The 25,964-nt window shown below is 34.7% G+C and carries 26 protein-coding genes; 15 read left to right on the top strand and 11 right to left on the bottom strand.

Going from position 1 to position 25,964, the window contains the following annotated elements; translation table 11 throughout:
* Positions 1–188: 188 nt before the first annotated feature.
* Both FDO66_RS00490 and FDO66_RS00485 read right to left on the bottom strand, forming a co-directional pair.
* On the bottom strand, positions 189–1,388 hold the full coding sequence (locus tag FDO66_RS00490; RefSeq protein ID WP_141430445.1) for an MFS transporter: 1,200 nt from the start codon (positions 1,386–1,388) through the stop codon (positions 189–191).
* Positions 1,389–1,404: 16 nt separating this feature from the next.
* Positions 1,405–1,683: a hypothetical protein gene (locus FDO66_RS00485; protein WP_141430444.1), complete on the bottom strand. Its 279-nt coding sequence runs from the start codon at positions 1,681–1,683 to the stop codon at positions 1,405–1,407.
* A gap of 190 nt (positions 1,684–1,873) precedes the next feature.
* Between FDO66_RS00485 and FDO66_RS00480 the strand changes: the two genes are divergently transcribed.
* The 9 genes from FDO66_RS00480 (at position 1,874) to FDO66_RS00440 (ending at position 11,417) form a co-directional block, all read left to right on the top strand.
* Positions 1,874–2,530: a Crp/Fnr family transcriptional regulator gene (locus FDO66_RS00480; RefSeq protein ID WP_141430443.1), complete on the top strand. Its 657-nt coding sequence runs from the start codon at positions 1,874–1,876 to the stop codon at positions 2,528–2,530.
* A 537-nt stretch (positions 2,531–3,067) separates the two neighbouring features.
* Positions 3,068–3,970, top strand: coding sequence for a hypothetical protein (locus tag FDO66_RS00475; protein WP_258535515.1), 903 nt, complete (start codon positions 3,068–3,070; stop codon positions 3,968–3,970).
* A gap of 108 nt (positions 3,971–4,078) precedes the next feature.
* Positions 4,079–4,774, top strand: a complete 696-nt coding sequence (locus FDO66_RS00470; RefSeq protein ID WP_141430442.1) for a response regulator transcription factor — start codon at positions 4,079–4,081, stop codon at positions 4,772–4,774.
* Positions 4,767–5,771: a sensor histidine kinase gene (locus tag FDO66_RS00465; protein ID WP_141430441.1), complete on the top strand. Its 1,005-nt coding sequence runs from the start codon at positions 4,767–4,769 to the stop codon at positions 5,769–5,771. Before FDO66_RS00470 ends, FDO66_RS00465 begins: the two co-directional genes overlap by 8 nt.
* Before the next feature lie 98 nt (positions 5,772–5,869).
* Positions 5,870–6,631 (top strand): ABC transporter ATP-binding protein, encoded by a 762-nt coding sequence (locus tag FDO66_RS00460; RefSeq protein ID WP_141430440.1) that lies wholly within the window; start codon positions 5,870–5,872, stop codon positions 6,629–6,631.
* On the top strand, positions 6,621–8,564 hold the full coding sequence (locus FDO66_RS00455) for an ABC transporter permease (protein ID WP_141430439.1): 1,944 nt from the start codon (positions 6,621–6,623) through the stop codon (positions 8,562–8,564). The genes FDO66_RS00460 and FDO66_RS00455 overlap by 11 nt, the downstream gene beginning before the upstream one ends.
* Before the next feature lie 218 nt (positions 8,565–8,782).
* Positions 8,783–9,820 carry a PTS sugar transporter subunit IIC gene (locus FDO66_RS00450; protein WP_141430438.1) on the top strand — a complete coding sequence of 346 codons (1,038 nt, stop codon included), beginning with the start codon at positions 8,783–8,785 and terminating at the stop codon, positions 9,818–9,820.
* Between the two features lie 286 nt (positions 9,821–10,106).
* The gene (locus FDO66_RS00445) at positions 10,107–10,847 is read left to right on the top strand and encodes an SDR family oxidoreductase (RefSeq protein ID WP_141430437.1); all 741 of its coding nucleotides are present in this window, start codon (positions 10,107–10,109) and stop codon (positions 10,845–10,847) included.
* A gap of 204 nt (positions 10,848–11,051) precedes the next feature.
* Positions 11,052–11,417, top strand: coding sequence for a MerR family transcriptional regulator (locus FDO66_RS00440; protein ID WP_141430436.1), 366 nt, complete (start codon positions 11,052–11,054; stop codon positions 11,415–11,417).
* A 274-nt stretch (positions 11,418–11,691) separates the two neighbouring features.
* Here the strand turns inward: FDO66_RS00440 and FDO66_RS00435 are convergent, their stop codons facing one another.
* The 3 genes from FDO66_RS00435 to FDO66_RS00425 are packed head-to-tail and all read right to left on the bottom strand — an operon-like array spanning position 11,692 to position 13,277.
* Positions 11,692–12,165 (bottom strand): DinB family protein, encoded by a 474-nt coding sequence (locus tag FDO66_RS00435; RefSeq protein ID WP_141430435.1) that lies wholly within the window; start codon positions 12,163–12,165, stop codon positions 11,692–11,694.
* A 42-nt stretch (positions 12,166–12,207) separates the two neighbouring features.
* On the bottom strand, positions 12,208–12,852 hold the full coding sequence (locus tag FDO66_RS00430) for an alpha/beta hydrolase (RefSeq protein ID WP_141430434.1): 645 nt from the start codon (positions 12,850–12,852) through the stop codon (positions 12,208–12,210).
* A gap of 41 nt (positions 12,853–12,893) precedes the next feature.
* Positions 12,894–13,277, bottom strand: coding sequence for a winged helix-turn-helix transcriptional regulator (locus FDO66_RS00425; RefSeq protein ID WP_141430433.1), 384 nt, complete (start codon positions 13,275–13,277; stop codon positions 12,894–12,896).
* A 142-nt stretch (positions 13,278–13,419) separates the two neighbouring features.
* Here FDO66_RS00425 and FDO66_RS00420 point away from each other — a divergent pair, with 142 nt between their 5' ends.
* The 6 genes from FDO66_RS00420 (at position 13,420) to FDO66_RS00395 (ending at position 20,208) form a co-directional block, all read left to right on the top strand.
* Entirely contained in the window at positions 13,420–14,433 is a 1,014-nt protein-coding gene (locus tag FDO66_RS00420; protein WP_141430432.1) for a zinc-dependent alcohol dehydrogenase family protein, read from the top strand.
* 172 nt (positions 14,434–14,605) lie between these two features.
* A complete protein-coding gene (locus FDO66_RS00415) occupies positions 14,606–15,685 on the top strand; it encodes a nitric oxide synthase oxygenase (protein WP_141430431.1) in 1,080 nt (359 codons plus the stop codon).
* A 371-nt stretch (positions 15,686–16,056) separates the two neighbouring features.
* A complete protein-coding gene (locus FDO66_RS00410) occupies positions 16,057–17,616 on the top strand; it encodes a spore germination protein (RefSeq protein ID WP_395939740.1) in 1,560 nt (519 codons plus the stop codon).
* A 34-nt stretch (positions 17,617–17,650) separates the two neighbouring features.
* Positions 17,651–18,874: a Ger(x)C family spore germination protein gene (locus FDO66_RS00405; RefSeq protein WP_141430430.1), complete on the top strand. Its 1,224-nt coding sequence runs from the start codon at positions 17,651–17,653 to the stop codon at positions 18,872–18,874.
* On the top strand, positions 18,871–19,101 hold the full coding sequence (locus FDO66_RS00400; protein ID WP_141430429.1) for a hypothetical protein: 231 nt from the start codon (positions 18,871–18,873) through the stop codon (positions 19,099–19,101). Before FDO66_RS00405 ends, FDO66_RS00400 begins: the two co-directional genes overlap by 4 nt.
* A gap of 21 nt (positions 19,102–19,122) precedes the next feature.
* Positions 19,123–20,208 (top strand): GerAB/ArcD/ProY family transporter, encoded by a 1,086-nt coding sequence (locus tag FDO66_RS00395; RefSeq protein ID WP_141430428.1) that lies wholly within the window; start codon positions 19,123–19,125, stop codon positions 20,206–20,208.
* A 141-nt stretch (positions 20,209–20,349) separates the two neighbouring features.
* On the opposite strand, the gene FDO66_RS00390 is transcribed toward FDO66_RS00395, so the two are convergent.
* The 6 genes from FDO66_RS00390 to rlmD form a co-directional block, all read right to left on the bottom strand.
* Complete coding sequence (locus tag FDO66_RS00390; RefSeq protein ID WP_141430427.1) at positions 20,350–20,730, bottom strand: hypothetical protein; 381 nt, start codon at positions 20,728–20,730, stop codon at positions 20,350–20,352.
* Positions 20,731–20,849: 119 nt separating this feature from the next.
* Positions 20,850–21,698: an MBL fold metallo-hydrolase gene (locus FDO66_RS00385; protein ID WP_141430426.1), complete on the bottom strand. Its 849-nt coding sequence runs from the start codon at positions 21,696–21,698 to the stop codon at positions 20,850–20,852.
* Positions 21,699–21,762: 64 nt separating this feature from the next.
* Positions 21,763–22,977 (bottom strand): GIY-YIG nuclease family protein, encoded by a 1,215-nt coding sequence (locus FDO66_RS00380; protein WP_258535513.1) that lies wholly within the window; start codon positions 22,975–22,977, stop codon positions 21,763–21,765.
* A complete protein-coding gene (locus FDO66_RS00375) occupies positions 22,946–23,449 on the bottom strand; it encodes a hypothetical protein (protein WP_141430425.1) in 504 nt (167 codons plus the stop codon). Before FDO66_RS00375 ends, FDO66_RS00380 begins: the two co-directional genes overlap by 32 nt.
* A 341-nt stretch (positions 23,450–23,790) precedes the next feature.
* Positions 23,791–24,186: a VOC family protein gene (locus FDO66_RS00370; RefSeq protein WP_141430424.1), complete on the bottom strand. Its 396-nt coding sequence runs from the start codon at positions 24,184–24,186 to the stop codon at positions 23,791–23,793.
* Between the two features lie 323 nt (positions 24,187–24,509).
* Complete coding sequence (gene rlmD / locus FDO66_RS00365) at positions 24,510–25,883, bottom strand: 23S rRNA (uracil(1939)-C(5))-methyltransferase RlmD (protein ID WP_141430423.1); 1,374 nt, start codon at positions 25,881–25,883, stop codon at positions 24,510–24,512.
* Between the last annotated feature and the right edge of the window lie 81 nt (positions 25,884–25,964).

Here is a 25,964-nt window from a genome sequence, read left to right as displayed (position 1 = left end):
CCGCACTTTCTTGACAGAAGACCAAAATATCTCTATATTCAATAGGTTTTAACTTAGAGGAAATTTGCTTACCACTAGATATTTCTTTGGCATTATAGTAATCAGAAAACCATCTAACGATCGAAGCGTAATTTTCTTTAGTATACATAATATATTCGATGTTGTTTTTCAACTGACATAGTCCAAATTTACCGATTAAGTTTAATTTCATAGCCCTTACTCTTATTCAGTGAAATTTTATTGTTAGTAAAATATAAAGCAGTACAAACAAGAGGAATGACTCCTGCGATGATGTATAGACCCCTAAAAGAAGTGAGAGATCTTAAAGTACCCATAAGATAGGGACCAACACCCAATCCTAAATCTAAACCAACAAAGTAAGTAGATAAGGCAATTCCAATTCTGTGTGCGTTAGCAACTTTGAGACAAACGGCTTGACCATTTGACATAAAGGTACCATACCCTAATCCGACTAATGCGCCAGAGATTAACAACATCGTACTATTAGTAGTTATACTTAATAAAAATAAACCCGCTGTTAAGAAGAAATAGCTAGGGTACATTACATACTGTTCACCTTTTAAATCAAAAATTCGACCACTCAAAGGACGAGTGAATGTGATTACTAATGCATATACCACAAAGAAAAGAGATCCTGCCGTGACTAGATCAATCACTTTAGTATAAGAAGACAAGAATGCTAGCACACTAGAATAAGAAAGTCCCATTAGAAAAGCGATGCCTGCTATAAATAGAGCTTTTTTTTCTATAAAGCTATGAATACTCCAAGAGTTTAATTGAGCTTTTTGTACTTCTGATAACTGAATATTTTTAACGGGAAATATAAAGCAAGAAAGAGTCACTAAAGAAATTAAAATAATGGAAAACCAAATAATAAAATAGAAGTTTGTCATATTCATTAAAATCATTCCAATGAAAGGTCCAATAGCCGCAGCTAAGCTTGTACTTAATCCATAATAGTTTATTCCTTCCCCTTTTTTAGTTTCAGGAATATAGGCTGTAACGATAGCATTGGTTGCCGTAGAGATTGTTCCATATCCGAAGCCGTTTAAAAGCCGAATTAAATATAGAATACTGATATTTGGGGTAAATAAATAGGCGATCGTTGTAAAAAGATAAAAAATTGCTCCACCGCGTAAAACGATTTTTCTCCCCAATAGTTCTAACTGTTTACCCATAAATAAGCGAGCTAGCAATGTTCCAATAATATATATTCCTGAAGCAAATCCGGCCTCACTTAAAGTAGCGTGTAAATTATCTTGAGCAATTACTGCGATGATAACCATCAAAAGATAATAGACCAAGTAGACAATAAAGTTAATTAATGTAATTCCGATAAAGTGTTTGTTAAAAAGTTTCTTTTCCATGTAACTTCGTATCTCCTTAATTTGAATAAGCTTTTAATTTTTCGATTTGTACTTCTACATCATGATAATTTGAGGGGTATCTATCTACTAATTGTTGAATAAATAGATCACGTGTGGACATGAATAAGTCTAGAAATTCCTTACAGTCTTGATTTGATTCACTTCCCATTATTTTTACCAATACTATTGAGTCTTGGTGAGCATCATTCAAAAATACGAACGATGCTTTCATATCGAATCTTGTTCGGTATGCTGTTTCTAGTCGATCAATAATTGCATTCATCCAAAAATTCATGTTCGATCGCCTTCTTTATATAAAATTACAAGTGAAAGTATAACGAATATGTAGAATGATTAAAAACGCAGTGGTAATATATTTAAGTACATAACAAATGTTAATTTCATTTGTAAATTACGAATGAATTTAAAAAAAGATCGGATTTTGACATATTTTTAAGGTCTAATCATTGATGGGGGGGAAATTGTTGGATAATAGAGTGTTAAAGGAATATGTTGAAAAAAAACGTTTACCAATTGTCCAAAAGAGGTATCATAAGTATTTAACCTTTGAAGGTGTAGAGGATTGTTATACTTATATTTTGAAGAGTGGTATTGTAAAGGCAAGTGTAATTTCTAATGATGGTCGCGAATTTAATCTTAGATACATTACAGATCTTGAAATTGTTTCAATATTAAGGGATGAGTATTCACAATTTATTGATTCACCTTACAATATCCGAGTTGAATCTGAGACTGCTGAATTTTATCGAATTAATCGTGTGAAATTTTGGAAGGACATTAATGAGAGCTCAGAATTACAACGTTACGTAAAAGATTTCTATAGATACCGTTTGCTTTATGTTATGAAGAAAATGCAACAGATGTTGTTAAATGGTAAATTTGGTGCTGTTTGTACACAGCTTTACGATTTGTATGATCTTTTTGGTGTTCGAACACCTGATGGAATGATGATTGATTTTCCAGTTACGAATGAAGAAATTGCAAAGTTCTGCGGCATATCAACAGCAAGCAGTGTTAGCAGAATTCTAAAACAATTGAAGCGAAATGATATTATAACTATTAAAAATCATCGAGTATTTATTACTAACATGGAACTATTAGAGGACAATATTATACTTTGATTTCCTACTCCCATTCTAATATTTTGAAAAAAATAAACTCCAAAAAAGATTTAACTTTTTAATATCAAGATTTTCCTCAATTTCATATGAGTTCCGTGCCCCCGTGTTACTACGAGGGTACTTTCTTTTTATAGAGGGGATGTTCTTAGAAAACCTGTTGGTGAATTTGTTACATACTATTCGTAAAGAAAAACGCTAGATTACATGGCTTTTCAACATTAATAAAAATGGAAACAATAAATCAAAAATGCCCTGCGCTTTTTACGAGGAAGCTTGGCATTTTTGATTTACCTATGCTATGGCAAGTGTATAAGATCGTAGTGAGGCCCTAGACTCCTTTACCAAACTTATTTATTTTCCCCTTAAGATCTATTTAGTTAACACTACTTATTCTTCATATATTTATCTCATATTTAATAGACAGTAAGTTTCCAACTTTTAGTAAAATCTACCTCCCTGTGTTATAATTGCTTCGGTGTTGGATGGAATTGATTCCATCCTTTTCACTCAGCATTTTAATAAAAAGGAGAACTTGTAATGAAAACATCTGTCCCTTGTCCTCAATGTGAGGTTCCGATAACATTGGATGACTTTGAAGACTTTTCATCACCTTTTACAATGAAATGCCCTCATTGCAAAACGAAGTTAAAAGAAAGCCGTGTAACACCTTGGTTATTACTTATAGCAGTTATTATGATTCCTATTTTTATTTATATAACGGAAAAGGTTAAAGACTTGTTATCAGATATTTTTCCAGCAATTGACAAAATACCTGCTGTCATTGTTTTTTTAGGTGTTTTATATCCTGTCTATGCTTTATACGAGCGATTTAACGGGCTTATTATGTTTAATAAGGGTAACTTACAAATGAAAAATAGTTACAAAGATTTTTGGACTTGGTTTGTAAAACACTCCGATGATTATTTACAACTTAATGAGGAGCATCTAGGTACTCTTTTTCACAAACTTGAAAAACAGCTTTCAAAAATAAATCCTGATCTAACATTTGAATTTAGTGTTGATTTAGTAGATGGAAAACGGGAATTTATTATAAGTGCTGATGGGATTCTTTCTGCATTTCCAGCTGTTGAAGGTCTTGTGAATGAAGCACCCAATTTTGAAGATTTCAAGATTATCGCTTTCCGTCAAAGAGGAGAAGATTTTAATATAAAGTTCAATGAAATAGAATTACTGCCTGAGAACGTTTTTTTCACATACGACCAACAAGATGATGGAATAAATTTATATTTATATATAAAAGGGTTTGATTCCCAAAACGACGACATGATCACTGCTTCTTTTATTCTATTAGATACGTTGATCGGTGAATATGATGTTGCTACTAAACTAGACAAGATCGAAATTCTTCCATTTGAAGCGGATCCAAAATTAGATCCAATCATTGAGCTTCCGTCTTTAATAGACAGCATGGATGATTAACTATGTATTTAGTATTTAGGCAGTTATTTTCAGACATACACATATAGCACAAATAATGGATTTGATATAAAATTTATGTAAAGATAAGCAAATAGTGTGGTGGTACCAATGTTTAAACTCTTGTTAATTGAAGACGATACAACTCTATTCAATGAAATCAAAGAACGGTTAACTCAATGGTCATATGATGTGTATGGGATTATTGATTTTAGTAAAGTAATTCAAGAATTTACAGAGATCAAGCCTGATTTAGTCATCATTGATATTCAATTGCCCAAATTTGATGGCTTTCATTGGTGTCGAATGATTCGATCCCATTCAAACGTTCCAATCGTTTTTTTATCATCCCGCGACCACCCTACTGATATGGTCATGTCTATGCAGCTTGGAGCAGATGATTTCATCCAAAAGCCATTTCATTTTGATGTACTCATTGCAAAGATTCAAGCGATTCTTCGCCGTGTATATAACTACAATACAGAACAAGTAAATCTCAAAACATGGTGTGGTGCAACGGTGGACTATGAAAAAAATACGGTTACCAATCATGCGGGATCGATCGAGCTAACCAAAAATGAAATTTTCATTTTAAAACTGCTGATTGAACAAAAAAATAAAATCGTCAGTCGAGAAAAATTAATCAATAGCTTATGGGATGATAAACGTTTTATAAGCGACAATACTTTAACGGTTAATGTTAATCGACTGCGCAAACGTCTAGATGAGCTTCATTTAGGGCATTTCATTGAAACGAAGGTTGGACAAGGATACATTGCTACTGAAGAGGCAAATACATATGATTAAAAGATATTTAATAGAAAAGCGCAGTTGGATTATCCTTTTTTTATTCATGCAATTCCTTATTATCTTTATTGCTTATATTGATTCGACGATCCCATTAAAAGCTATTCTGTATATCGTCTTTTTATTCATTATCATTTTTTCTATTTTTTTAATCATCCGCTACAATAAAGAAACGAAATTCTATAAAAGCTTACAAGAATGGGAGTATAATCTTGACGTAGCGGGTCTAGCTGACCCAGAAAGTCCTTTTGAAAAAATGATTGAAAAAAGCATCACTCACCAAGCAGATCTGCTTAATCAAATCACATCACAAAACCTAATGACTGTAGCTCAAGAGAAGGATGATTTATTGTCGTGGATTCATGAAGTTAAAACACCTTTGACAGCGATGCATTTAATGATTGAGAGATTAGAAGATGCATCGCTAAAATCTCATTTGATTTATGAATGGCTGCGAATTCATCTACTGCTTGACCAGCAGCTACATCAAAAACGGATATCTTTTATCGAGAATGATTTATACATTGAAAAGACAGATTTAAACACCTTAGTGTTTAACGAGATCAAAACGTTACAATCATGGTGTATTCAAAAAGGGATTGGCTTTGATATTGAGTTAGAGATAACGGAAGTGCTTAGTGATGCGAAATGGCTAGCCTTTATCCTTAGACAGCTTTTAACAAATGCTGTTAAATATAGTGAGAAAACCGATATCATGATTAAAAGCTATGAGAAAAATGATCAAACAATCCTTGAAGTAACGGACTTTGGCCGGGGGATTGATCCCAAGGATGTACCGCGCATCTTTGATAAAGGATTTACTTCAACGACAAAGCATCATGACAATGCTGCAACAGGCATGGGGCTATATTTAACAAAAAAAGCAGCTAAACCATTATTAATAAATATACATGTACAATCAAAACTAGAAGTAGGTACATCCTTTACTTTAACCTTTCCAAAAAGAAATGAATTCATAAATATCATGGGCATGTGACAAAAGTGTCACATGCTTTTATTGTTTGTTCGGATAATCGAAGGAAGTAATTTCCATAACCTTCTATAATAAAATCATCAAAGAAAGGATGTGCCAACATGATTGTTTTAGAAGCAAATAAAATTTATAAAAGCTATGGCAATAAGTTTAATAAACAAGAAGTGTTAAAGGGAATTGATATTAGCATTGAAAAAGGGGAATTCGTTAGTATTATGGGAGCATCTGGGTCAGGAAAAACGACCTTGCTCAATGTTCTTTCCTCTATAGATAAGGTTAGTCAAGGGAGCATCAAAATTGGAGAACAAGAAATGACAAGCCTGAAGGAAAAACAGCTAGCTGAATTCAGAAAAAATCACCTAGGCTTTATCTTTCAAGAATATCATTTATTAGACACTCTGACAGTAAAAGAAAATATTCTTTTGCCATTATCCATTACAAAAACTCCCAAAGCAGAAGCTGATCAAAAATTCAAGGAGGTAGCAAGTGAATTAGATATTTATAGCATAAAAGATAAATATCCAAATGAAATTTCCGGCGGTCAAAAACAACGTACTTCTGCAGCTCGAGCCTTTATTCATAAACCTAGTATTATTTTCGCTGACGAACCAACAGGTGCACTCGATTCGAAATCTGCTTCCGATTTATTAAACAAACTAAGCGAACTAAATCAAAAACGAAAAGCAACCATCATTATGGTTACTCACGATCCCGTTGCAGCCAGTTATTGCAGCAGAGTCATTTTTATAAAAGATGGGCAAATTTATACGCAATTACATAGAGGGGAGCAAACAAGACAGCTTTTCTTTAAAGATGTTATGAAAACACAAGGTGTACTAGGCGGGGTGCAGCATGAACATTAATCAACTCATCCTTCGAAATCTGAAAAAAAATTTGAAAAATTATTACCTGTATGTTTTTGCCTTAAGCTTTAGTGCTGCGCTTTACTTCGCCTTTGTCACATTGCAATATGATCCATCCATTGATCAAGTAAAAAGTTCGATTAAAGGGGCAGCTGCCATTCGTACAGCATCGATCTTACTTGTCGTGATTGTCGCCATATTTTTGTTATATGCCAATAACCTTTTTATAAAACGCCGCAGTAAAGAAATTGGCTTATTTCAACTAATTGGCATGACAAAAAATAAAATATTTCGCACCCTTAGTGCTGAGAACTTTTTTCTTTATTTCGGCTCCTTAGTCATAGGAATTTTCATAGGATTTTCAGCTTCACGCTTAATCATTATGATCTTATTTAAAATTACGGATGTTGAAGGAATTGCAGGACTGCATTTTTCTGGGAAGGCACTAATCCAAACACTTGCTGTTTTTACTGTTATCTATCTTTTTATTATGCTAATGAACTATTCATTTATTAAAAGACAAACGATTTTATCTCTATTCCGCGTAATTTCGATGGCAGAAGGAAAAGTAAAAAGGATATCCTTTATTGAAACGCTCATCGGAGTGATTGGCATAATCTTGATTATTGCAGGTTATTATATTTCATCAAAATTATTTGATGGAGACCATACAACGATGAAAGAACTATTCCTTGCTATGATCTCTATACTAGGTACTGTCATAATCGGGACTTATCTTTTTTATAAAGGATCTGTCAGTTTTATAGCGAATATGATTAGAAAAAAGAAAGATGGTTATTTAAATATTAATGAGGTATTATCGCTTTCATCGATTATGTTTCGAATAAAATCGAATGCTTTATTATTAACAATTATTACGACCGTATCCGCACTTGCGATTGGTTTATTATCCTTAAGTTATATCTCTTACTACTCCGCAGAAAAAACGGCTAAAAATAATGTACCTGCCGATTTTTCGATTACAAATATACAAAATGCAGCAGATTTTGAAAAAGCATTAAATGCAAATAACATAAAATCTACCGAAAAAAAGATTGATGTTATTGAGGTAAATATCAATATAGAAAAAATACTAGAAGAAAAAAATAGAAAAGGATTATACGTTGATCCTAAACAGATGCCTCTTCCAGTAATTAGTGAGCAAGCGGTTAAAGGAATCGATTTGTCACCTGAGGAAACCCGTTTTACAGGCTATAGTGATTTGATGCAAAAATTTATGAGCTTTAAGGAATCAGGACAAATCGAACTAAAAGGAAAAAATAATGTAATCCCACAAAATTATGTAGGTTTAAATAAAGATTTCGTCGTTTCCTATTATTTTACAAAAGGAGGCTTACCCGTTGCCATTGTGGACGAAACGATCTTCGAACAATTGAAGAAGGATTTAGATCCAGACATTCAACAAGAATCATCGATTTATATCGGGATTGATATAACAGATAAAGCGAAAATTGAAAAAGCCAATGTTATTTTTCATAAAATGGCTTTTAGCGAGGAAAATGATTCCCGTCTTGATATGATTAACGATCAGAAAAAAAACATGGGACTAATTATGTTTATCGTAGGCTTTTTAGGATTAACCTTCTTAATTACATCTGGATGCATCCTTTATTTTAAACAAATGGATGAAAGTGAAGATGAGAAGTCCAATTATACGATTTTAAGAAAACTTGGTTTCACACAGGGAGACCTGTTAATAGGAATTCAAGCAAAACAAAGTTTTAATTTCGGAATTCCTTTAGTCATTGGACTTCTCCATAGTTATTTCGCCGTTCAGTCGGGATGGTTCTTATTTGGAGCAGAGCTTTGGACACCGATGATTATTGTTATGGTCCTTTATACCGTGTTATATTCTATTTTTGGTTTATTATCTGTTCTTTATTGTAAAAAAGTAATTAAAGAAGCACTTTAGGAAGATGAAAAAGCTCCGGACTAAAAACTGGAGCTTTTGTCTTTTTCTTGATACAGTAAAACAACAAAATGCAACTTTTTTCAACCCATTGACTTTATAACCAAAAATACTTTTACGCACTTTCGCGGTAAAGTGTTAATAAATCCATTGACTGCTACTGGAAATTTTTCTATAATTATCTCCGTTATGAAACGTGCTCGAGATTGGAGATTAGTAGAATGAAAGAATTTTTTAGCAAGTTGTTAAATGGAATGAGTATTGGGATTGTGGTTGCGTTGATACCGAATGCTTTGCTAGGAGAAATACTGAAGCTTTTGATTCCTCATTTTCCTGCCTTACAACATTTATTCGATATCACAGTAATTGTCATGAGTTTGCTTCCTGTTATGATTGGTGTAATGGTAGGAATGTCGTTTAAATTAACTTCTATCCAAACAGCGAGTGTAGGTTTAGCTGCAATGGTAGGCGGTGGTTCTATTCAAAAAACGGCTGAAGGTTTATTCGCCTTAAGCGGAATTGGGATCGTTGTGAACACTGGTCTTACAGCTGCACTGGCCGTGTTATTTGTTCAATTGCTTGGCGACCGATTAAAAGCCTATTCTATTCTTATAATGCCAGCTTTAAGTATTTTAGTACCAGGGATGATTGGTTATTTGATTCTGCCATTTGTTAAATCATCAACGGGTATAATTGGTATCGCTATTGCAAATGTGACGACACTACAGCCTGTTTTAATGGGTGTTATTATTTCACTTATTTTCTGTCTTATTATTTTGTCCCCTCTTTCAACTGTAGGTGTAGCAACGGTGATTTCACTTTCAGGAATCGGTTCTGGTGCAGCAAATCTTGGAATTGTTGCAGCGGGTGTAGGCTTAGCCTTGGCTAGTTATAAAGCCAATTCACTTGGAACGGCATTGGCTCATGTATTAGGCTCACCTAAAATTCAAATGAGAAACTTTTTTATGAAACCGAAAATTGCTTTTCCTATGTTGATCACAGCAGCAATTCTTGGGGCATTGGCAGGGATATTAAATATTCAAGGAACACCTTATAGCGCAGGCTTCGGGTTATCAGGATTAGTTGGACCTTTAAATTATATGAATTTAACTGAGGATGGATGGACAACTAAAAATATTTCAATCATGGTAGGTACATTCTTTGTTATTCCGATTGCATTGAATCTTGGTTTAATCTACATTTTTTCTAGAAAATTAAAAATGATTAAAGCGGAAGATTATAAATTGAATTTTGATTAATGACTCAAATTTGCTTAATAAAAAAAGGTTAATGCAAGAACTCATGGAATAAAACCATCGATGTTCAGGCATTAACTTTTTTTATTTAATTGGGGCGCTCTAAGGTTTTTGCATTCTAGATTAGAATAATACTAGAACTAAATCTGTGTCTATAATCTTCCTACTTTTGAATGAAAATAACGATATTTCATTTGATATAAACAATTTTTTACATAAACCTTGATCTGGAGTTCACTCGAGGTATTATACTAAAAAACATCTTACAAACAGAAAGGAATGGTTAGACATGTTAAACGTTGACGGGAAAGTAGTTGTTTTAACTGGAGCTTCAAGTGGCATCGGAGAAGCAACTGCGAAAGTTCTAGCTAATAACGGAGCTAAGGTTGTACTTGCTGCAAGGCGTGAGGAGCGCTTGCGAGACCTTAAATCAAACATTGATAAACAAGGTGGAACAGCTGTATTTAAAGTAACCGATGTTACTTCCCATGAGGAAGTAGATGAGCTTGCAAGTTTTGCTAACGATACCTTTGGACAAATTGATGTGTTGATTAACAATGCGGGTATTATGCCACTTTCTTTCTTGCACGAAAAGAAAATAGCTGAATGGGATCAAATGATTGATGTAAATATGAAAGGTGTACTTTATGGAATTGGTGCCGTTCTTCCGTATATGCGAATTCGAAAACAAGGACATATTATTAACGTCTCTTCAGTAACAGGACACATCGTTAACAAATCATGGGCCGTCTATTCAGGTACAAAATTCGCAGTTAGGGCCATTACAGAAGCCTTAAGACAAGAAGAAGCAAAAAATAACATTCGTACAACGATTATTTCACCCGGAGCAGTGGTAACAGAGTTGGCAAATATCATTACGAATAAAGAAATTAAAAAAGGTATTGAGGAGTCAATGAAAATTTCATTGCCGGCAGAAGCTATTGCCCATTCGATTCTATATGCTATTTCTCAACCAGACAATACAGCTGTCAATGAAATAATAGTGAGACCAACTAACCAAGAAATATAATATAAGAGAAGTTTAAGGCTTACCTTTTTCATAGGTGGGCCTTAAACTTAAGTTATTAGCTAGAGTAATATTAGGAAGTACTAGAATAGATGTACAGAGTCTTTTAGACTCATATAACAAGAAGTTATATATAGACTTTAAAAATTGAACAAACCACCCAACTTTAAACTGAATTGTGGAAAAATAAACACAGGAGGATTACCTATGTGCTATACGATTGGCCAAGTATCAGATCAAACAGGTTTATCTATCTACACTTTGAGATATTATGAAAGAGAAGGCATTATTCCAATCGTTAACCGCAATGAAAGCGGCATACGTATTTTTGAAACAAAAGATATTGAATTACTAAAATTTGTATGCTGCCTCCGAGCGACTGGTATGGCCGTTTCAGACATAAAGGAATTTGTTCGTCTGATCATAAAGGGGGACGAAACAATTGACCAACGCATCCTCATGCTTAAAAAACAAAAAGAAAACTTAAAAACACAAGTGGATGAACTAATGTCTTATCAATCAATGATTAATCAAAAAATAAATTTGTATAGTAATATGATGATAAAGAAATAAAAGAGTAGTTGGAAAATTTTTTTAAACCTGCAGATTTTAAATAAAACTTGTTCATCTAAACCAACTCATGAGTTATATTCTTTTTATGCTAAAAGGAACGATTATGCAAAAACACTTATATTTAAACTACTTTTTTGTTACAAATTTTTTAACCCCGTCAAAAAAATCAAGAACGGGGTTATGTGTGTTTAAGGTTAAATATCAAAGGTAATGAATTTTTTGCATGGAATCAGATAAAGATGTTAAAGTCATACTTTTTAAAGAAATTCAGTTTTTATCTTTCTTTATCGAAAAGATTTCTCCCCACCAAATTTGCTGAAACAGGTTGTAAACCCAATTCTCTTGACCAAACAGATAGTTGCCCAATATGATGGATTTCGTGTGCTATAATATGCCTTAAAATTTCTCCAGCCGTATACTCCTCTTTACTCCAAGACACTCTCACGATTTTATTATCTAATTCCATCGACCAGCTTTGGAGATATCCCTTTATTTCACTATGGAAACTTTCTGACAGTTCTTTAACCTTTTCAATTGTGTTGTAATCGTCAATATTTATCTCGCAATCTGCTTTTCCCTGAAGATCCCTTATCCAGCTGTATTCAACGTCTATTATATGAACGAACGTGCGAAGAATACTGCCTACTCCCCCAACACGTTCAAGAAGCAGCTCTTCATTTGTTAATTGAGTGCACCATTCTAACCATTCTTTTCTTACTTGCCAATTGTACTCAAAAAGTATGTGCATAAGATCCTCCTAAAATTTAATCTGCTTAATAAATGAAACAAGTTAATCTTTTAAAAACTCATCTAATCGTTTCATTACCATTTCTACAGCTGTAATGGACATGAACGTATTAAATGGTTCAATATCTAAAGAGTGATTAGCATTGGGGACCTTTTCAACGATTATATTGGCTTTATTCTCAATAGCTTCAATTTTACTAGAAATATAATGGTGATCTTTTTCTCCTATCACAAGAAGAATTGAATCATTGCTAGTTAAGAGTGATTCAAAAATTGAATCATATTTTAATAATGGCGTAAGTAAAATCATTTTAGAATTCATATACTTATCGCTTTTCATTAGGCAGTCGATAATTGGAATGGTACCAAGTGATTTTCCTAAAAACACAATTTCTTGATATTGGTTATTTTTAAGCACTTCCGCTATGATGGGCTTTACATCATTAATAATAATTTTTGTGATATCCTCTAATGAAAGATTGAAAATATCCTGCCCGTAAGAATAATGGATATGAACAACATCATATCCATTATGAAGCATTGTCATTGTTGAATAATAAAATAAGGGCTTCTCATACGTGTAACCCGCACCAGAAAACATAAAACATACAACTGGACCCCCGTTTTCAATATGAGTGTATGGAACTTTTTTTTCGTTAATTATTATGTTTTTTTGATAAACCTGCATCAAAAGCCTCCCTTTGCATAATGCACTTTATACTACCATTGTTAAGCATTGCCTTCATTGTAATTTCCTTGATCGTAGTCTTCTCTCGCTTGTACGACTAAATCATAATTTGTTTCTGTCCATTTGTGCAGGATTTTCATCGGCTCAATTAATGTTTCGCCTAAAGGGGTTAATGAATAATCAACAGTCGCAGGCACGGATGGATATACCTCACGTTTAACTAGTCCATCCCTCTCCATTTTACGTAAAGTCTCGGTTAACATTTTTTGAGAAATCCCTGTAATCTGCTTTTTCAAGTCGCTATATCTCTTTTTTTCGTCTTCCAATGCGTAGAAAACAAGTGCAGTCCATTTATTAGCGATCACTTCAAGCACAAGCCGATAACTGCAAGTCGATGCATTTAGTTTTTTATTATTGATCATCATAAAAACCACTCCTCCGTACTTCAAGGTTCGTAAGCCACTTTAAAGTGCCTCCTTACAAAAAGTAAGTTTCTATATTAATGTTTATTTATGTTCTATAAAAGTATTGTAAAAGAAATATATCACAGCAGAAGGGAAGTTAATAATGAAATCATTTGAGATTCAAAAAACATTTAGCCTAGACTCTTTGGTGACAACGGAACGTCCAAAACCAGTTCCTGGACCGAATGAAGTATTAATAAAGATGCGGGCAGTTTCATTGAATTATCGCGACCTAGGTGTCATTAGCGGCTTTTATAATCCTAATCTACCCCTTCCTCTTATCCCCATTTCTGATGGTGTAGGAGAGGTAATTGTAATTGGGGATCACGTAAGTCGTGTAAAGCTGGGCGATCGGGTTAGCGCATCATTCTTCCAAAAATGGATTTCTGGAGTACCGGATAATGTTGGTTTACAAAGTACACTCGGAAGTCCCCAAGATGGACTATTGACAGAATACGCAATCATTCATGAGGATGGATTAGTTCATGTACCCGAGCACTTGACGGATGAAGAAGCTGCTGCCCTTCCTTGTGCGGGAGTTACAGCGTGGCATGCTGTTGTAACAAAAGGTAAAGTTCAAGCAGGTGATACTGTCGTCGTACAAGGAACCGGTGGTGTATCCTTATTCGCTCTACAATTTGCAAAAATGCACGGTGCAAAAGTCATTGTCACTTCAAGCAGTGATGAGAAATTGGAAAAAGCTATGAAACTAGGAGCAGACTTTGGTATTAATTATAAAACAACACCCGATTGGGAAAAAGAAGTTCTTGAATTTACACAAGGGATTGGCGCTGATCATGTGTTGGATCTTGGAGGTGCTGACACACTGAATAAATCGATGAACGCCATTCGTATTGGCGGTCAAGTTACGATTATTGGTATTTTATCAGGTTTTCACGCTGATGGATTTAATATAATCACTGCCATACAGCGGAACGTCAATATTCAAGGGATATCTGTCGGGAGCCGTGAAATGTTTGAATCGATGAACCGAGCAATACAACAAAACAAAATGCGCCCTGTCATAGATCGAGTATTTCCTTTCGAACAATCAGTAGAAGCTTTAAGATATATGGAAAAAGGAAATCATTTTGGAAAAATATGCATTAAAATTTGATGCCATTTAGTCTAACAGCAGTACTTTATTATAAACGTTCAACAAAAGGAATTACTTAAATTCGGACAGAAACCTAGAACATAGCTGGGATACTGCCTACACTCTAATGAATAATCCTTTTAAAACTCTATATGGTATCATATAGTCATTAGCTTTTTAGGAGGATTCATTTTTGGATAAAGAAATGCTTAAAGAAGCGGAGCAGTTTATTCATACCTTTTATAGAGAAACAAATAAGTCTGAAATAGATATGCAAATTAGATTGGCTGAGATCACAGAGGCCATACAATTGCAAGGATACTATAAGCATACCTTTAAAGAGCTGGAATATGGGGCTAAATTGGCATGGCGGAATAGCAACCGATGTATCGGACGATTGTTTTGGGAAAGCTTATATGTCATTGATAAACGGCATTTAAAAACAGAGGAAGAAATGAAAGATGCCTTATTGGAACATATTGATTATGCAACAAATAAAGGACGTATACGACCTGTCATTACTGTATTTTCACAGGAAACCGTTCAAAATTCAGTACGCATATGGAACCACCAGCTAATTCGTTATGCTGGTTACAACACTAAACAAGGAATAATAGGGGATCCAGATTCCTTCGCTTTTACAGAAGAGTGTCAAAAGCTAGGCTGGAAAGGATCAGAAGGTCCATTTGATGTATTGCCTTTAGTCGTTCAAGTAAATAACAACGCTCCAAAGATGTATGATATACCTGACGAACTCGTTCTTGAGGTTCCGATTCGTCATCCTGATATTAGCTCGTTTGAGGATTTACATCTCAAATGGTATTCTGTCCCCATTATTTCAAGTATGCGTCTTGAAATAGGAGGAATTCATTATCCAGCAGCTCCTTTTAATGGATGGTACATGGGTACTGAGATCGGTGCAAGGAATTTAGCAGATGAAGGGCGGTACAATACACTTCCAAGAATAGGGTCATTAATGGGCATAGACATCAAAAGGAATAGCTCTCTTTGGAAGGACCGAGCCCTGCTTGAATTAAATATTGCTGTCTTACATTCCTTTAAGGAAGATGGCGTAAGTATTGTCGACCATCATACAGCGGCTCAACAATTTAAGCTTTTTGAAGAAAGAGAAAAGGAAAGCGGAAGACAAATTACAGGAAATTGGGCTTGGCTTATCCCTCCTATGTCCCCCGCTACAACGCATATTTTTCATAAACCTTATAAAAATGAGATTAAAAAGCCGAATTTTTTTAATCAACCGATTCCTTATTAGTTTTTTAGCCAACCATGTGTTGGCTATTTTATTTAGCCGTTCCATAATCCCTTCAAAATAAAGGTATACGATTTAACCTTATGCTTCTTTGGTTTATATGGTTAATTCACATCATTATTTGGACACAATCATTTTGATTCCTTCTTACAATTCCCATCTTAGCTCATGCTGTAATTAAAGGGTGCCTAATTATTCAACACCTAATTAAAAGTAAGCATCTATTACAAGGAAGGATTCGAAGCAGGAAAATATATTTTTTACCACATATTTGTAAGAAACAAAAGCAAACTATTACATAGAAAAGCTTTCCATTGAATTGAATTGGATTAGAATTATTAAAATTATATGTTAATTTTAAAAAAGGGTGGTTAATATTGCTTCGAAAACTTCTAAGAAAACGATTTCGCAAGCAAAAAATACAGCAACAGATTACGAAGCAGCAAGATTTGCTTTCTTCCAATCTCGATGATAATCTACGCGTTCTTCGCTCTGTATATCAAGATTGCTTTGATGTAGTCTTTCGAACGTTTTTAATTGCTGGAAAAACAAAAGCAGTTCTGATTTATATAGAGGGTTTATCCAAAATAGAAGAAATTAATGATAATATACTAGCTCCACTTACAGCAGATACTGAAGGAAACGAAGGCAGTTCGTTTGAGACGCTAAAGGAAAAAATACATATTTCAAAGATTCAAGAAATACAAACAGTTACGGATTGCTTAGGGAATATCTCCAATGGGAACCCTATACTTTTAATGCAGCAAGAAGAACGAGGATTTGCTTTAGGATTAGCTAATTGGGATAAACGACAAATTGAAGAGCCAACTGCAGAGAGTGTTGTACGAGGACCAAGAGAAGGGTTTATTGAAACTTTAGGGGTTAATACATCCCTCATAAGACGAAAAATAAAAAGTCCGAATCTTAAAATGAAATCAATGAAAATTGGGCGCTATACGAATACAGATGTTGTCATTGCCTATATTGAAGGACTTGTAGATCAAGCTCTTATTGAGGAAGTCAAAAATCGACTGCAGCGCATCGAAATAGATAGTGTACTCGAAAGTGGATATATTGAGGAAATGATTGAAGATAATCCCTACTCTCCTTTTCCTCAACTAATTAATACGGAACGACCTGATGTCGCCGCCGCAAATCTTCTAGAAGGACGTGTGGCCATATTAATCGATGGTACCCCTTTTGTTTTAATTGCACCTGTTACCTTTTTTTCTTTGCTGCAATCTTCGGAGGACTATTATCAACGTTCCTTGATTAGTTCAAGCATTCGTTTATTGCGCTTCTTGTTTATGGCCGTGTCTCTAATTTTACCTTCACTCTATGTAGCTGTCCTTACGTATCACCAGGAGATGGTACCAACCGCTTTGCTTATTAGTGTGGCTGCTTCAAGAGAATCTGTTCCCTTTCCCGCACTGGTGGAAGCATTGCTAATGGAGATTACATTTGAAGCGCTTCGTGAAGCTGGAGTTCGCCTTCCTAAACAGATTGGGTCTGCTGTCAGTATTGTAGGTGCTTTAGTTATCGGTCAAGCTGCCGTACAAGCTGGCCTTGTTTCTGCTCCGATGGTCATGGTTGTTGCTATTACTGGAATAGCCTCTTTTATGATGCCCCATTATACACAAGGGATGACATTAAGGATGTTACGATTTCCAATGATTTTCCTGGCTGGAATGTTTGGTTTGTTAGGAATTATGCTTGGAATTATTATCATTGTCATTCATTTATGTTCATTGCGCTCATTTGGGACTCCATACCTTTCACCATACGCACCGATGAAATATCGTGAGTTGAAAGATACTTTGATTCGAGCTCCATGGTGGAAGATGAATACACGCCCTCACTTAACTGGTGATTTCAACAAATATCGTCAAGGTCCAATGCAAAAACCAGGTTCAAACAGAGGGAATAAACAGTAGAGAGTGCGTGAATAAAGAGGAGGATATGAAAAAGATGAAGCCCTTTCAATTTCAGAAAATCATAAAAATTTTTATCCTTCTTCTCATTATTTCAAGTAGTTTCTTGTTAACCGGCTGCTGGGACCGAAAAGAAGTCAATGATATGGCACTAGTACTAGGAGTTGCTATTGATAAGTATAAAGACAAAAAAATTGAACTTACTCTCCAAGTGTTGATACCTCGGTCTGCTGCAAGTGGTGGACAACAAGGCTCAGGAGGAAGTGGAGGCGGAGGCGGTGGAGGGGGTCCTATAGCTTTAGTGAGATCGGTAGTTGGAAAAAATATAGCAGATGCTACATCAAAACTGGAAGGGAAATTTTCACGTAAAATCTTCTGGGGACACTGTAAAATGTACATAATTGGAGAGAAGCTTGCCAAAGAAGAAGGAATTCGTAGGCAAATGGACTTTTTACTTCGCCACCCAGAACCTCGGGAACGTGCTTATTTATTTGTTAGTCATGGAAAAGCAGCTGATTTTCTAGATCCAGCTCCATCGTTAGAACTTTACACAGGTGAAGGAATTCGAAAATTATCGGAAAAACGTATTGGTATAGAGATAACAGTGAAGGATGTTGAGCAAATGTTAACAAGTGATACAAAGTCAGCTCTCTTGCCTTACATGAAGATGGTACCGTCAAAGGTTGGCAAAAAAGGAAAAAAGGCGATTACGATCACTGATACGGCTATTTTTAAGAAAGATAAAATGGTCGGTAACATTGATGAATATGCAACGAGAGGATTATTGTGGTTACGAAATGAAATTGAGGTGAGTGCGATCACAGTAAATCTGAAAAATGATGAAGGAATATCCGTAGATCCCATTCAACAAACGGTGAAGCTAATCCCCAAAATAAAAAAAGATAAATGGGGAATTATTGGAAAAATCGATTTAGAAGGGATGATTACTCAAAATGAAACAAATTTGGATATGATGAATCCATCCGTCATCAAACGGATAGAAAAAGAGATAGAAATAACCATTAAACAACGTATCAATAAGGCTCTTAACCAAGTGCAGAAAGAGATGAAAGTGGATGCATTCGGTTTTGCAGATGCGTTTCATCGCCAATATCCCAAACAATGGGAGAAAGAGAAAAATCGTTGGGATGAGATTCTTCCGCAGATAGACGTGAAAATAGATATTAAAGCAAAGGTGCTGCGATCTGGGTTATCTACTACACCAGCAGGATTAACGAAAGAAGAGGTAAAAGAAAAATGAAATGGCTAGCAGTACTTGGGATCACAACTTGGGCGGTTGTTCTAACATTTTATGAATGGCCAAAAATGAATCCGAATCAGAAAAAGGAGAAAGTAACTTTTGTGACTTTAACTACACTTGGATGGTTGCTTGCTGTCCTCCTGCTTTTTTTCCCGAATATGCCAGGTCCTACACAATTGCTTGATTATATTTTTAAGCCACTTAGTAAACTGCTTGAAGAAAAATAGTTGTAAAAAAGGGGCAAGACTATGAATGAAAAAATTAAAATTTCTGCAATTCAGATGATGTTTCTCGTCCTTATGCCAATCATATCAACTGCCATTCTGACCATTCCTTCCGTTACCGGCAAGCAGGCAGGTCGAGACATGTGGATTTCTCCAATTTGGGCATCCTTAAGTGGTTTGTTTACCGCTTTTATTGTTTATCAATTGCATAAAATTTTCCCAAAGGAGACCATTATTCAATATAGTCAACATATTGTGGGACGATTTCTAGGAAAAATAATTGGATTTGTCATTTTATTTTATTTTCTATATGTATCAGGTTTAATTGATAGAGAATATGCAGATTTTGTTATTACCTCTTTTCTCCCTAACACACCGATGCCAGTAGTCATTGGAAGTATGGTCCTAGTCTGTGCCTTCGCTGTACGAGGCGGATTAGAGGTAATAGGTAGAGTTGCCCAACTTTTTGTTCCAGTCTATTTGCTTCCATTTATTCTATTTCTTCTTCTTATACCTGACTTTAAAGTAGAGAATATGTTTCCTATAATGGAACATGGTGTCACCTCTTCGTTAAAAGGAGCCATTCAACCATCACTTTGGTTCAACCAAATTTTTCTAATCTCTATGCTTCTTCCTTTTTTAACTGATCGCATAAAAGGGATGAAATATAGCGTAGTCGCAGTGGTTATCAGCATGATCACAATGGTATATATCAATATTGTAAATCTTTTCTTATTTGGAGAATCCGTCACCACTTATACGTATCCGGTCTTTACTGCTTTCCGATACATTAGCGTTGCCACTTTTTTTGAACGATTTGAGTCAGTCGTAATTGTCATTTGGGTGATGGGTGTCTTCCTAAAGCTTTCAATATTTTATTATGTACTGGCTTTTGGCACAGCTCAATGGTTACATATAACGGACTACCGATCTCTTGTATTCCCGCTTGGATTATTAATGACTCTTTTTGGTATTTGGGCATCCCCTAGCATGCAAGAACTATCTAAATTTATTGAAACGGTCATTCCTTTTTTGGAAACATTTATTTTCCTTCTTATTCCAATACTATTGCTACTCATCGCGTTAATTCGAAAAAAAATGGAACAATAATGGTTCAGGCTAACAAGATAAATAATTCAAAGCCTAACTAGCTGAGTCAATATGACTCAGCTGGCTCACCCATTACAATGTTTAAATAAGCTCTATTTCATTAAGGAAAACGGAAAAGTACGTTTTGACGTTCAATCATATTCAACTCTCATGGTAGCTTGATAATTCTTTTATTTTTGATACCCAATCTTTAAAGCTTTCATATTCATTTGGATTGAATTCAAAATACTTCTTTATTAGTTGGACAGATTCTCTTTCTAGATCATGAAAAACACCATCCGAAAAAATAAGTTGAAGAATTTCAGTTAAAACGATCGTTTTCGATCGATCATCTTTGAATTCCTTAAGAATATCGCCAATGCTATTACCCTTTATTGTATAATTCTCAAGCTCCATTTCCTTTTTATACTTTTTAAGAACTGTATTTTCATATATAGATAGTTTCCCATCAATCGAGGCAATCAGTGAAGCTAATTCAAGAAATGCCTTTCTTTCCTCTATCTGAAGTTCTGCTAGAAACATTCTTACATCTCCTTTAATTACATTTAATCATTAATACGGAAAATACTAGATTAGGTTTCATTATTATGATGGTTATAGAAAATTTCTTATTTGCAAATCTTTAAATTAATCCTTACGTTTTAGAAACCATTAACAAAATATTCTATTACCTCTATCTCGTCCTCATTAAGCTCCCGCATTAACTGTTTCTCATACTCTTTTTTTATATTCATTCCATCTCCACTGAACTTATCAGTGAACTTTGCAATCGTTCTTAAGAGATTAACTTCATCATTGAATTCTGCTTTTGAGATAGGTTTCCAATGTGAAAGCACATAGGTGTCTGCGTCAAATGTTTCTAATACATCTAAAAGCGCCAGTGTTTTTTCGATTGTATACTTTCTTTTCGCTGAAAAAATATCTGGATAAATGCAATCTCCTAAAAATAAGATTTTCTCTTCTTTTATAAACACAACAACAGAGTCAATGGCATGATCGCCACCTACTTGCTGCAAAATACAGGTAATACCACCAAGATCAATTTCAATCCGATTTTCAAATGTTAAATCTGGCAGGGTAATTTGAATATTTCGATGATTAGCGAACTCCTTTTTTATGGCCGAAGCACAAAACTCGATTTCTGTTCCTTCTTTCACTCTCTCATTTAACGCATCATCTGACCATGATAAAGGAATTAATTTTTCCATCTCATGTTTCGTTTGATTAGACGATATAGAAATGGCTTCACTTAAAGAAGAAAGACCAAATATATGATCCCAATGCCAATGTGTTAGAACAACGATGTTTGGTTTAGAAACCTGCCTTTTAGAAAGCTCATGAAGAAAATATTGCGCATGTGCTTCTGAGTTTCCCGCATCAATTATTAACGTTTTATCATTACCAACCACCATTCCCAGGATTGGACGGTCCGTCTCAGACACTGGCGTTTGATACCAAAACCTCACACCAATCTTTTTTATCGTTTGCACGGAATTTCCCCTCTCCATGTTCATTTTTACTACTACACTATTGAAAGTTTAATAAAGAGAAATATTAATCTTTTTCAGAGCAGGATGAGGTTTCTATCACATGCTCTTTCATTTTTATTTTAAATTTAGCAAGTATAGAGCTTAGAAATTCATTAATGGCTATGTCGATTTTGTCATGGTTTTCAGGATAAAGCCAATTTTCAGGTATAATTAAATATTCACAAAGCTTGCTTTCTAAATACCTGTATATAATCTGTGCTTCATCTATCTCATCTTTCCTAATATCAATAGGTGATGGAGGGAATTTAATTTGAAAATAGGCTAAAATATTTGATTTAATCAATGTACATAGCAGATCCATATTTGCGGGCTCTATTTCATATATTTGATTAAAAAGAATTTTGTTCCTGTTAATAAGGAACAGTTTCATCTTGAGGTTATCTACGCATTCAACCACAATAATATTTTTATTTTCTTTTGTGAATTCAATTACTTTTTCTTTCTTTAAAAGGGAATTTATTGCATCTATACAGTCTCTAACCTTTGCTGCCTTTTCAAAATCAACATTACTAGAAGCATCGACCATTTTTTGTTTTAATTCTTCAAGGATGCTTGTGTCAGTCCCTTCAAGTAAAGCAATGATTCTATTTATGATGTGATGGTACTGTTCAATCGCTGATTTTTCAAAACATATCCCCATACACAATCCCAATGAATAGTTTAAACATGGAGTACTTTTATTGGATAGATTATTACAGTCCATTTTAAAGAATTCTTTTATACCTTTAATCGCTTTTTCTACAGTATTCTTGCTTGTATAAGGGCCAAAATAAAGATTGCTGTCATATTCATTAATATGATTGGTCAGTTCCATCCGATAAAGCCTTTTATCCATCCGGATCATAATATACGTGTATGATTGGGGGCTCTTCATCAATTTATTATAAATTGGTTTTAATTCCTTTATTAATCGACATTCAAGCATAAAAGCTTCAAATTCTGTATCAGTTCGAATATAGTCAAAATCCTTTAAATGTTTGACTAGCTTTTCAACCTTTTTAGAATGGTTCTTGGAGTTTTGGAGGTAAGAATGAACTCTATTTTTTAAATGTTTCGATTTCCCCACATATATGATACTACCAGCAGAATCTTTCATTAAATAGACTCCTGGTGAAGAAGGAAGCTTTTTTGCCTTATCTCTAAGATCCATCGGAATTCCCCCTTCATCATCCTTGTAAGAATAATGATTATCCAATTGCATGTTTTTCCCAGTAATCATTTATTGCCTCTTTGAAAATTTCAGCTAATTCCTTGTTTTTCTTCTTTTTTAGCCATTCAGTTTGAACAATTGGTAAATTTAATTTTAGTATGATTTTTTCATTAGGCATTTCATATTTTCTAATATCTTCTAAAGTGATCCCTTCTTCTATATTCGGAAACAAAAGATCGTTTTCGTTCACTATGTGAAAATCCTGATAATCATCAATATCATTCAATTCACAGAAAAAATTAAGCTGAGGCAATCCTCCTGAAAAGCTTTTTAGATGCATAAATGAATTTATGACTCTACCATCTTGTAATTCTATCTCTAAAATTAGATTTTCCTCATTTCCATATCTTTTTACAGCAACTTCACTTACAATCATATCTAATTCCAAGGTATATCCTGTACTTGACTCAAAAATGTAGATTACGCTATTAAATATATGGACACTCTCTCCATCAATTTTTACCGTTTTAACCTCTGCCATGAAATACTCTCCTTTCATGCAATATTTCGACCAAAAAAGAGCAATCCCTGCACATTATTTGGTATCAGTGTATAACAAAAAACCCCGTTTCGGAAAAGTTTTATTTACGAAACGAGGTCCTCTATTAAATATGTTTATTATTAGGCTTTCAAACAAATCTGTGATATTAGTTCAATAAAGCAGACACAAAAATTTATAGTTTTTTTATCGCTACCGCTTGGTAGCCTTTTAGAAATCATTACGACTTACAGGTTCAGGAAGTGCAAGACAGATATTACGCACATTTTCAGACATGCCTGTCGTGACTTGTGATTTATATTTTTATTCACCTACCATGGATTCTATTTTGCCTTCACATCGGGTTGATGAATTCCGAATATATTGCCTTCGGTATCAATATAGTATCCTTGCCACGCCATTCCAGGGAGTGCATATTTGGACATTGCTACTTTGCCGCCATTCTCAATAATTTTAGCTTCCGTTAAATCGTAATTTTCCACTCCCATTGTACAAGCAAATCCATTTAAAGATTGGTTTGTTTCCGGTGGAGCACTTTGACGCTGTATCAAAGCACCATTGATCCCAAGTTCATTCTCATTACCAGTCACCGCTCCAAAGTAAGGCATTCCTGCATAATCACTCCAATCCTGAAAAGACCATCCGAATACCTCTCCATAAAATTTCTTTGCCCGCTCCATGTCATTCACATGAATTTCAAAATGAATTAATCTTCCCATGATTTCCTCCTTATTTTTAAATCATTTTCAAATATGGGAGTATATTCGTATTTTGACTATCTTTAGATGCTCACTTCACTATTTTATTACATTATTTCCAATACTTCCTTACCCATATCTGATTATAACTTACTTATTTATTCACTAAAAACTCTAAGCCCAAGTAATCTCAGCGTAATTCTGATTAAGAAACGCATTCATGCACTCTTTATCCCAAGACCCTACTTCAAATTCTTTCAATTCGTCATAATGTTGAAAGACAGAATGAGCACAAGTTAAAACAAAAGAAATATGACTAAGGATTTCTTTTGTTTATTAGTTTTCTATAATTTTAACTCTAGTTTCGCCACACACTCCACATGCATCGTCTGTGGAAACATATCCACCGGCTGAACCTCAACCGTCTTATATCCTCCATCCTCCAACACTCTCAAATCCCTTGCCAAGGTTGCTGGATTACACGAAACATATACGACTTTCTTAGGCTTCATTGCTAAAATCGTTTCTAATAACTTTTCATCACAGCCCTTTCGTGGAGGGTCTACAACAAGAACATCTGCTTTTACACCTTCGTTATACCATCTCGGTATTACTGTTTCTGCTCCACCAACTGCAAATTCAACATTGGTTAACCGATTTAATTCAGCATTCCTTTTAGCATCAGCAATCGCTTCAGGGACAATTTCCACTCCGTGTACCTTTTTAGCTTTTTGAGCTAAAAACAATGAAATAGTCCCGATACCACAGTAAGCATCGATGACCGTTTCTACACCAGTTAAACCCGCATACTCTAGTGCTTTTTCATATAATACCTTTGTTTGCTCTGGATTTACTTGATAAAAAGAGCGCGCAGAGATGGCAAATTTAATGTCACCGATGTAGTCATAGATGACTTCGTCTCCTGATAAAACCTTCGTTTCATCCCCCATGATCACGTTGGTTTTTTTCGGGTTGATGTTTTGAATAATGGATTTGACGCCTTTTATTTGTGCATTAATTTCTTCAACAATTTTCTTTTTATTCGGAAGCTCACTAGTACGAGTAACAAGAACGATCATAACTTCTCCTGTCGTCAGGCCGTATCTTGTCATAATATGACGCAGATCTCCTTTATGTCTTCCTTCATCGTAGGCACGGACTCCATATTTGCTGCAAATTTCTTTTACTGCTTGTACCACTTCGTCGTTTTTTTCTTGCTGGATAAGACATTCCGTCATATCAATAATTTTATGAGTACGCTGTTGATAAAAGCCGCCTATTAATCCACCCTCTTGTTCACCTATAGGAACTTGAGCTTTATTGCGATAACGCCAAGGTTCGGCCATGCCTAAAACAGGATGAATTTTTACATTATTGAGTTTTCCAATACGAGCGATCACATCTTGAACATGCTTTTCCTTCGCCTGAATTTGTCCTTCATAGCTTAAATGCTGAAGCTGACAGCCGCCGCACTCCTTATAAATCGAGCAAGGTGCTTCTACTCGGTAAGGGCTTTGATCCAAAAGCTCCATTAATCTACCGAACCCGTATCCTTTATTTACTTTAATGACCTTAATTTTTGCTTTTTCGCCTGGAAGCCCGTTTGGCACAAATAAGGGGTAGCCATCAACCTTTGCCACTCCCGCTCCATCATGTGTTAAATCTTCAAATACAACTTCTATATAATCGTTTTTTTGAACTGGTACTGTTTTGTTCATCTGTTTCTTCCTTTACACAAAAATTCCGTATCTATTGTTCGAGGAAAATTGTATCACACCTTAAACAGAATACGAAATGAT

Source organism: Bacillus sp. 03113 (genome assembly GCF_006546985.1).
GTDB lineage: Bacteria > Bacillota > Bacilli > Bacillales > Cytobacillaceae > VATK01.
Note: the sequence above shows the minus strand (reverse complement) of the source record. Positions and strands in the feature narration are given on the sequence as shown.

Excerpts from the sequence above, each read along its gene's own strand:
- FDO66_RS00490 (WP_141430445.1), bottom strand. The coding sequence starts at position 1,388 with ATGGAAAAGAAACTTTTTAACAAACACTTTATCGGAATTACATTAATT.
- FDO66_RS00485 (WP_141430444.1), bottom strand. The coding sequence starts at position 1,683 with ATGAATTTTTGGATGAATGCAATTATTGATCGACTAGAAACAGCATAC.
- FDO66_RS00475 (WP_258535515.1), top strand. The coding sequence starts at position 3,068 with ATGAAAACATCTGTCCCTTGTCCTCAATGTGAGGTTCCGATAACATTG.
- FDO66_RS00470 (WP_141430442.1), top strand. The coding sequence starts at position 4,079 with ATGTTTAAACTCTTGTTAATTGAAGACGATACAACTCTATTCAATGAA.
- FDO66_RS00465 (WP_141430441.1), top strand. The coding sequence starts at position 4,767 with ATGATTAAAAGATATTTAATAGAAAAGCGCAGTTGGATTATCCTTTTT.
- FDO66_RS00460 (WP_141430440.1), top strand. The coding sequence starts at position 5,870 with ATGATTGTTTTAGAAGCAAATAAAATTTATAAAAGCTATGGCAATAAG.
- FDO66_RS00455 (WP_141430439.1), top strand. The coding sequence starts at position 6,621 with ATGAACATTAATCAACTCATCCTTCGAAATCTGAAAAAAAATTTGAAA.
- FDO66_RS00450 (WP_141430438.1), top strand. The coding sequence starts at position 8,783 with ATGAAAGAATTTTTTAGCAAGTTGTTAAATGGAATGAGTATTGGGATT.
- FDO66_RS00445 (WP_141430437.1), top strand. The coding sequence starts at position 10,107 with ATGTTAAACGTTGACGGGAAAGTAGTTGTTTTAACTGGAGCTTCAAGT.
- FDO66_RS00440 (WP_141430436.1), top strand. The coding sequence starts at position 11,052 with ATGTGCTATACGATTGGCCAAGTATCAGATCAAACAGGTTTATCTATC.
- FDO66_RS00435 (WP_141430435.1), bottom strand. The coding sequence starts at position 12,165 with ATGCACATACTTTTTGAGTACAATTGGCAAGTAAGAAAAGAATGGTTA.
- FDO66_RS00430 (WP_141430434.1), bottom strand. The coding sequence starts at position 12,852 with ATGCAGGTTTATCAAAAAAACATAATAATTAACGAAAAAAAAGTTCCA.
- FDO66_RS00425 (WP_141430433.1), bottom strand. The coding sequence starts at position 13,277 with ATGATGATCAATAATAAAAAACTAAATGCATCGACTTGCAGTTATCGG.
- FDO66_RS00420 (WP_141430432.1), top strand. The coding sequence starts at position 13,420 with ATGAAATCATTTGAGATTCAAAAAACATTTAGCCTAGACTCTTTGGTG.
- FDO66_RS00405 (WP_141430430.1), top strand. The coding sequence starts at position 17,651 with ATGAAGCCCTTTCAATTTCAGAAAATCATAAAAATTTTTATCCTTCTT.
- FDO66_RS00400 (WP_141430429.1), top strand. The coding sequence starts at position 18,871 with ATGAAATGGCTAGCAGTACTTGGGATCACAACTTGGGCGGTTGTTCTA.
- FDO66_RS00395 (WP_141430428.1), top strand. The coding sequence starts at position 19,123 with ATGAATGAAAAAATTAAAATTTCTGCAATTCAGATGATGTTTCTCGTC.
- FDO66_RS00390 (WP_141430427.1), bottom strand. The coding sequence starts at position 20,730 with ATGTTTCTAGCAGAACTTCAGATAGAGGAAAGAAAGGCATTTCTTGAA.
- FDO66_RS00380 (WP_258535513.1), bottom strand. The coding sequence starts at position 22,977 with ATGATTACTGGGAAAAACATGCAATTGGATAATCATTATTCTTACAAG.
- FDO66_RS00375 (WP_141430425.1), bottom strand. The coding sequence starts at position 23,449 with ATGGCAGAGGTTAAAACGGTAAAAATTGATGGAGAGAGTGTCCATATA.
- FDO66_RS00370 (WP_141430424.1), bottom strand. The coding sequence starts at position 24,186 with ATGGGAAGATTAATTCATTTTGAAATTCATGTGAATGACATGGAGCGG.
- rlmD (WP_141430423.1), bottom strand. The coding sequence starts at position 25,883 with ATGAACAAAACAGTACCAGTTCAAAAAAACGATTATATAGAAGTTGTA.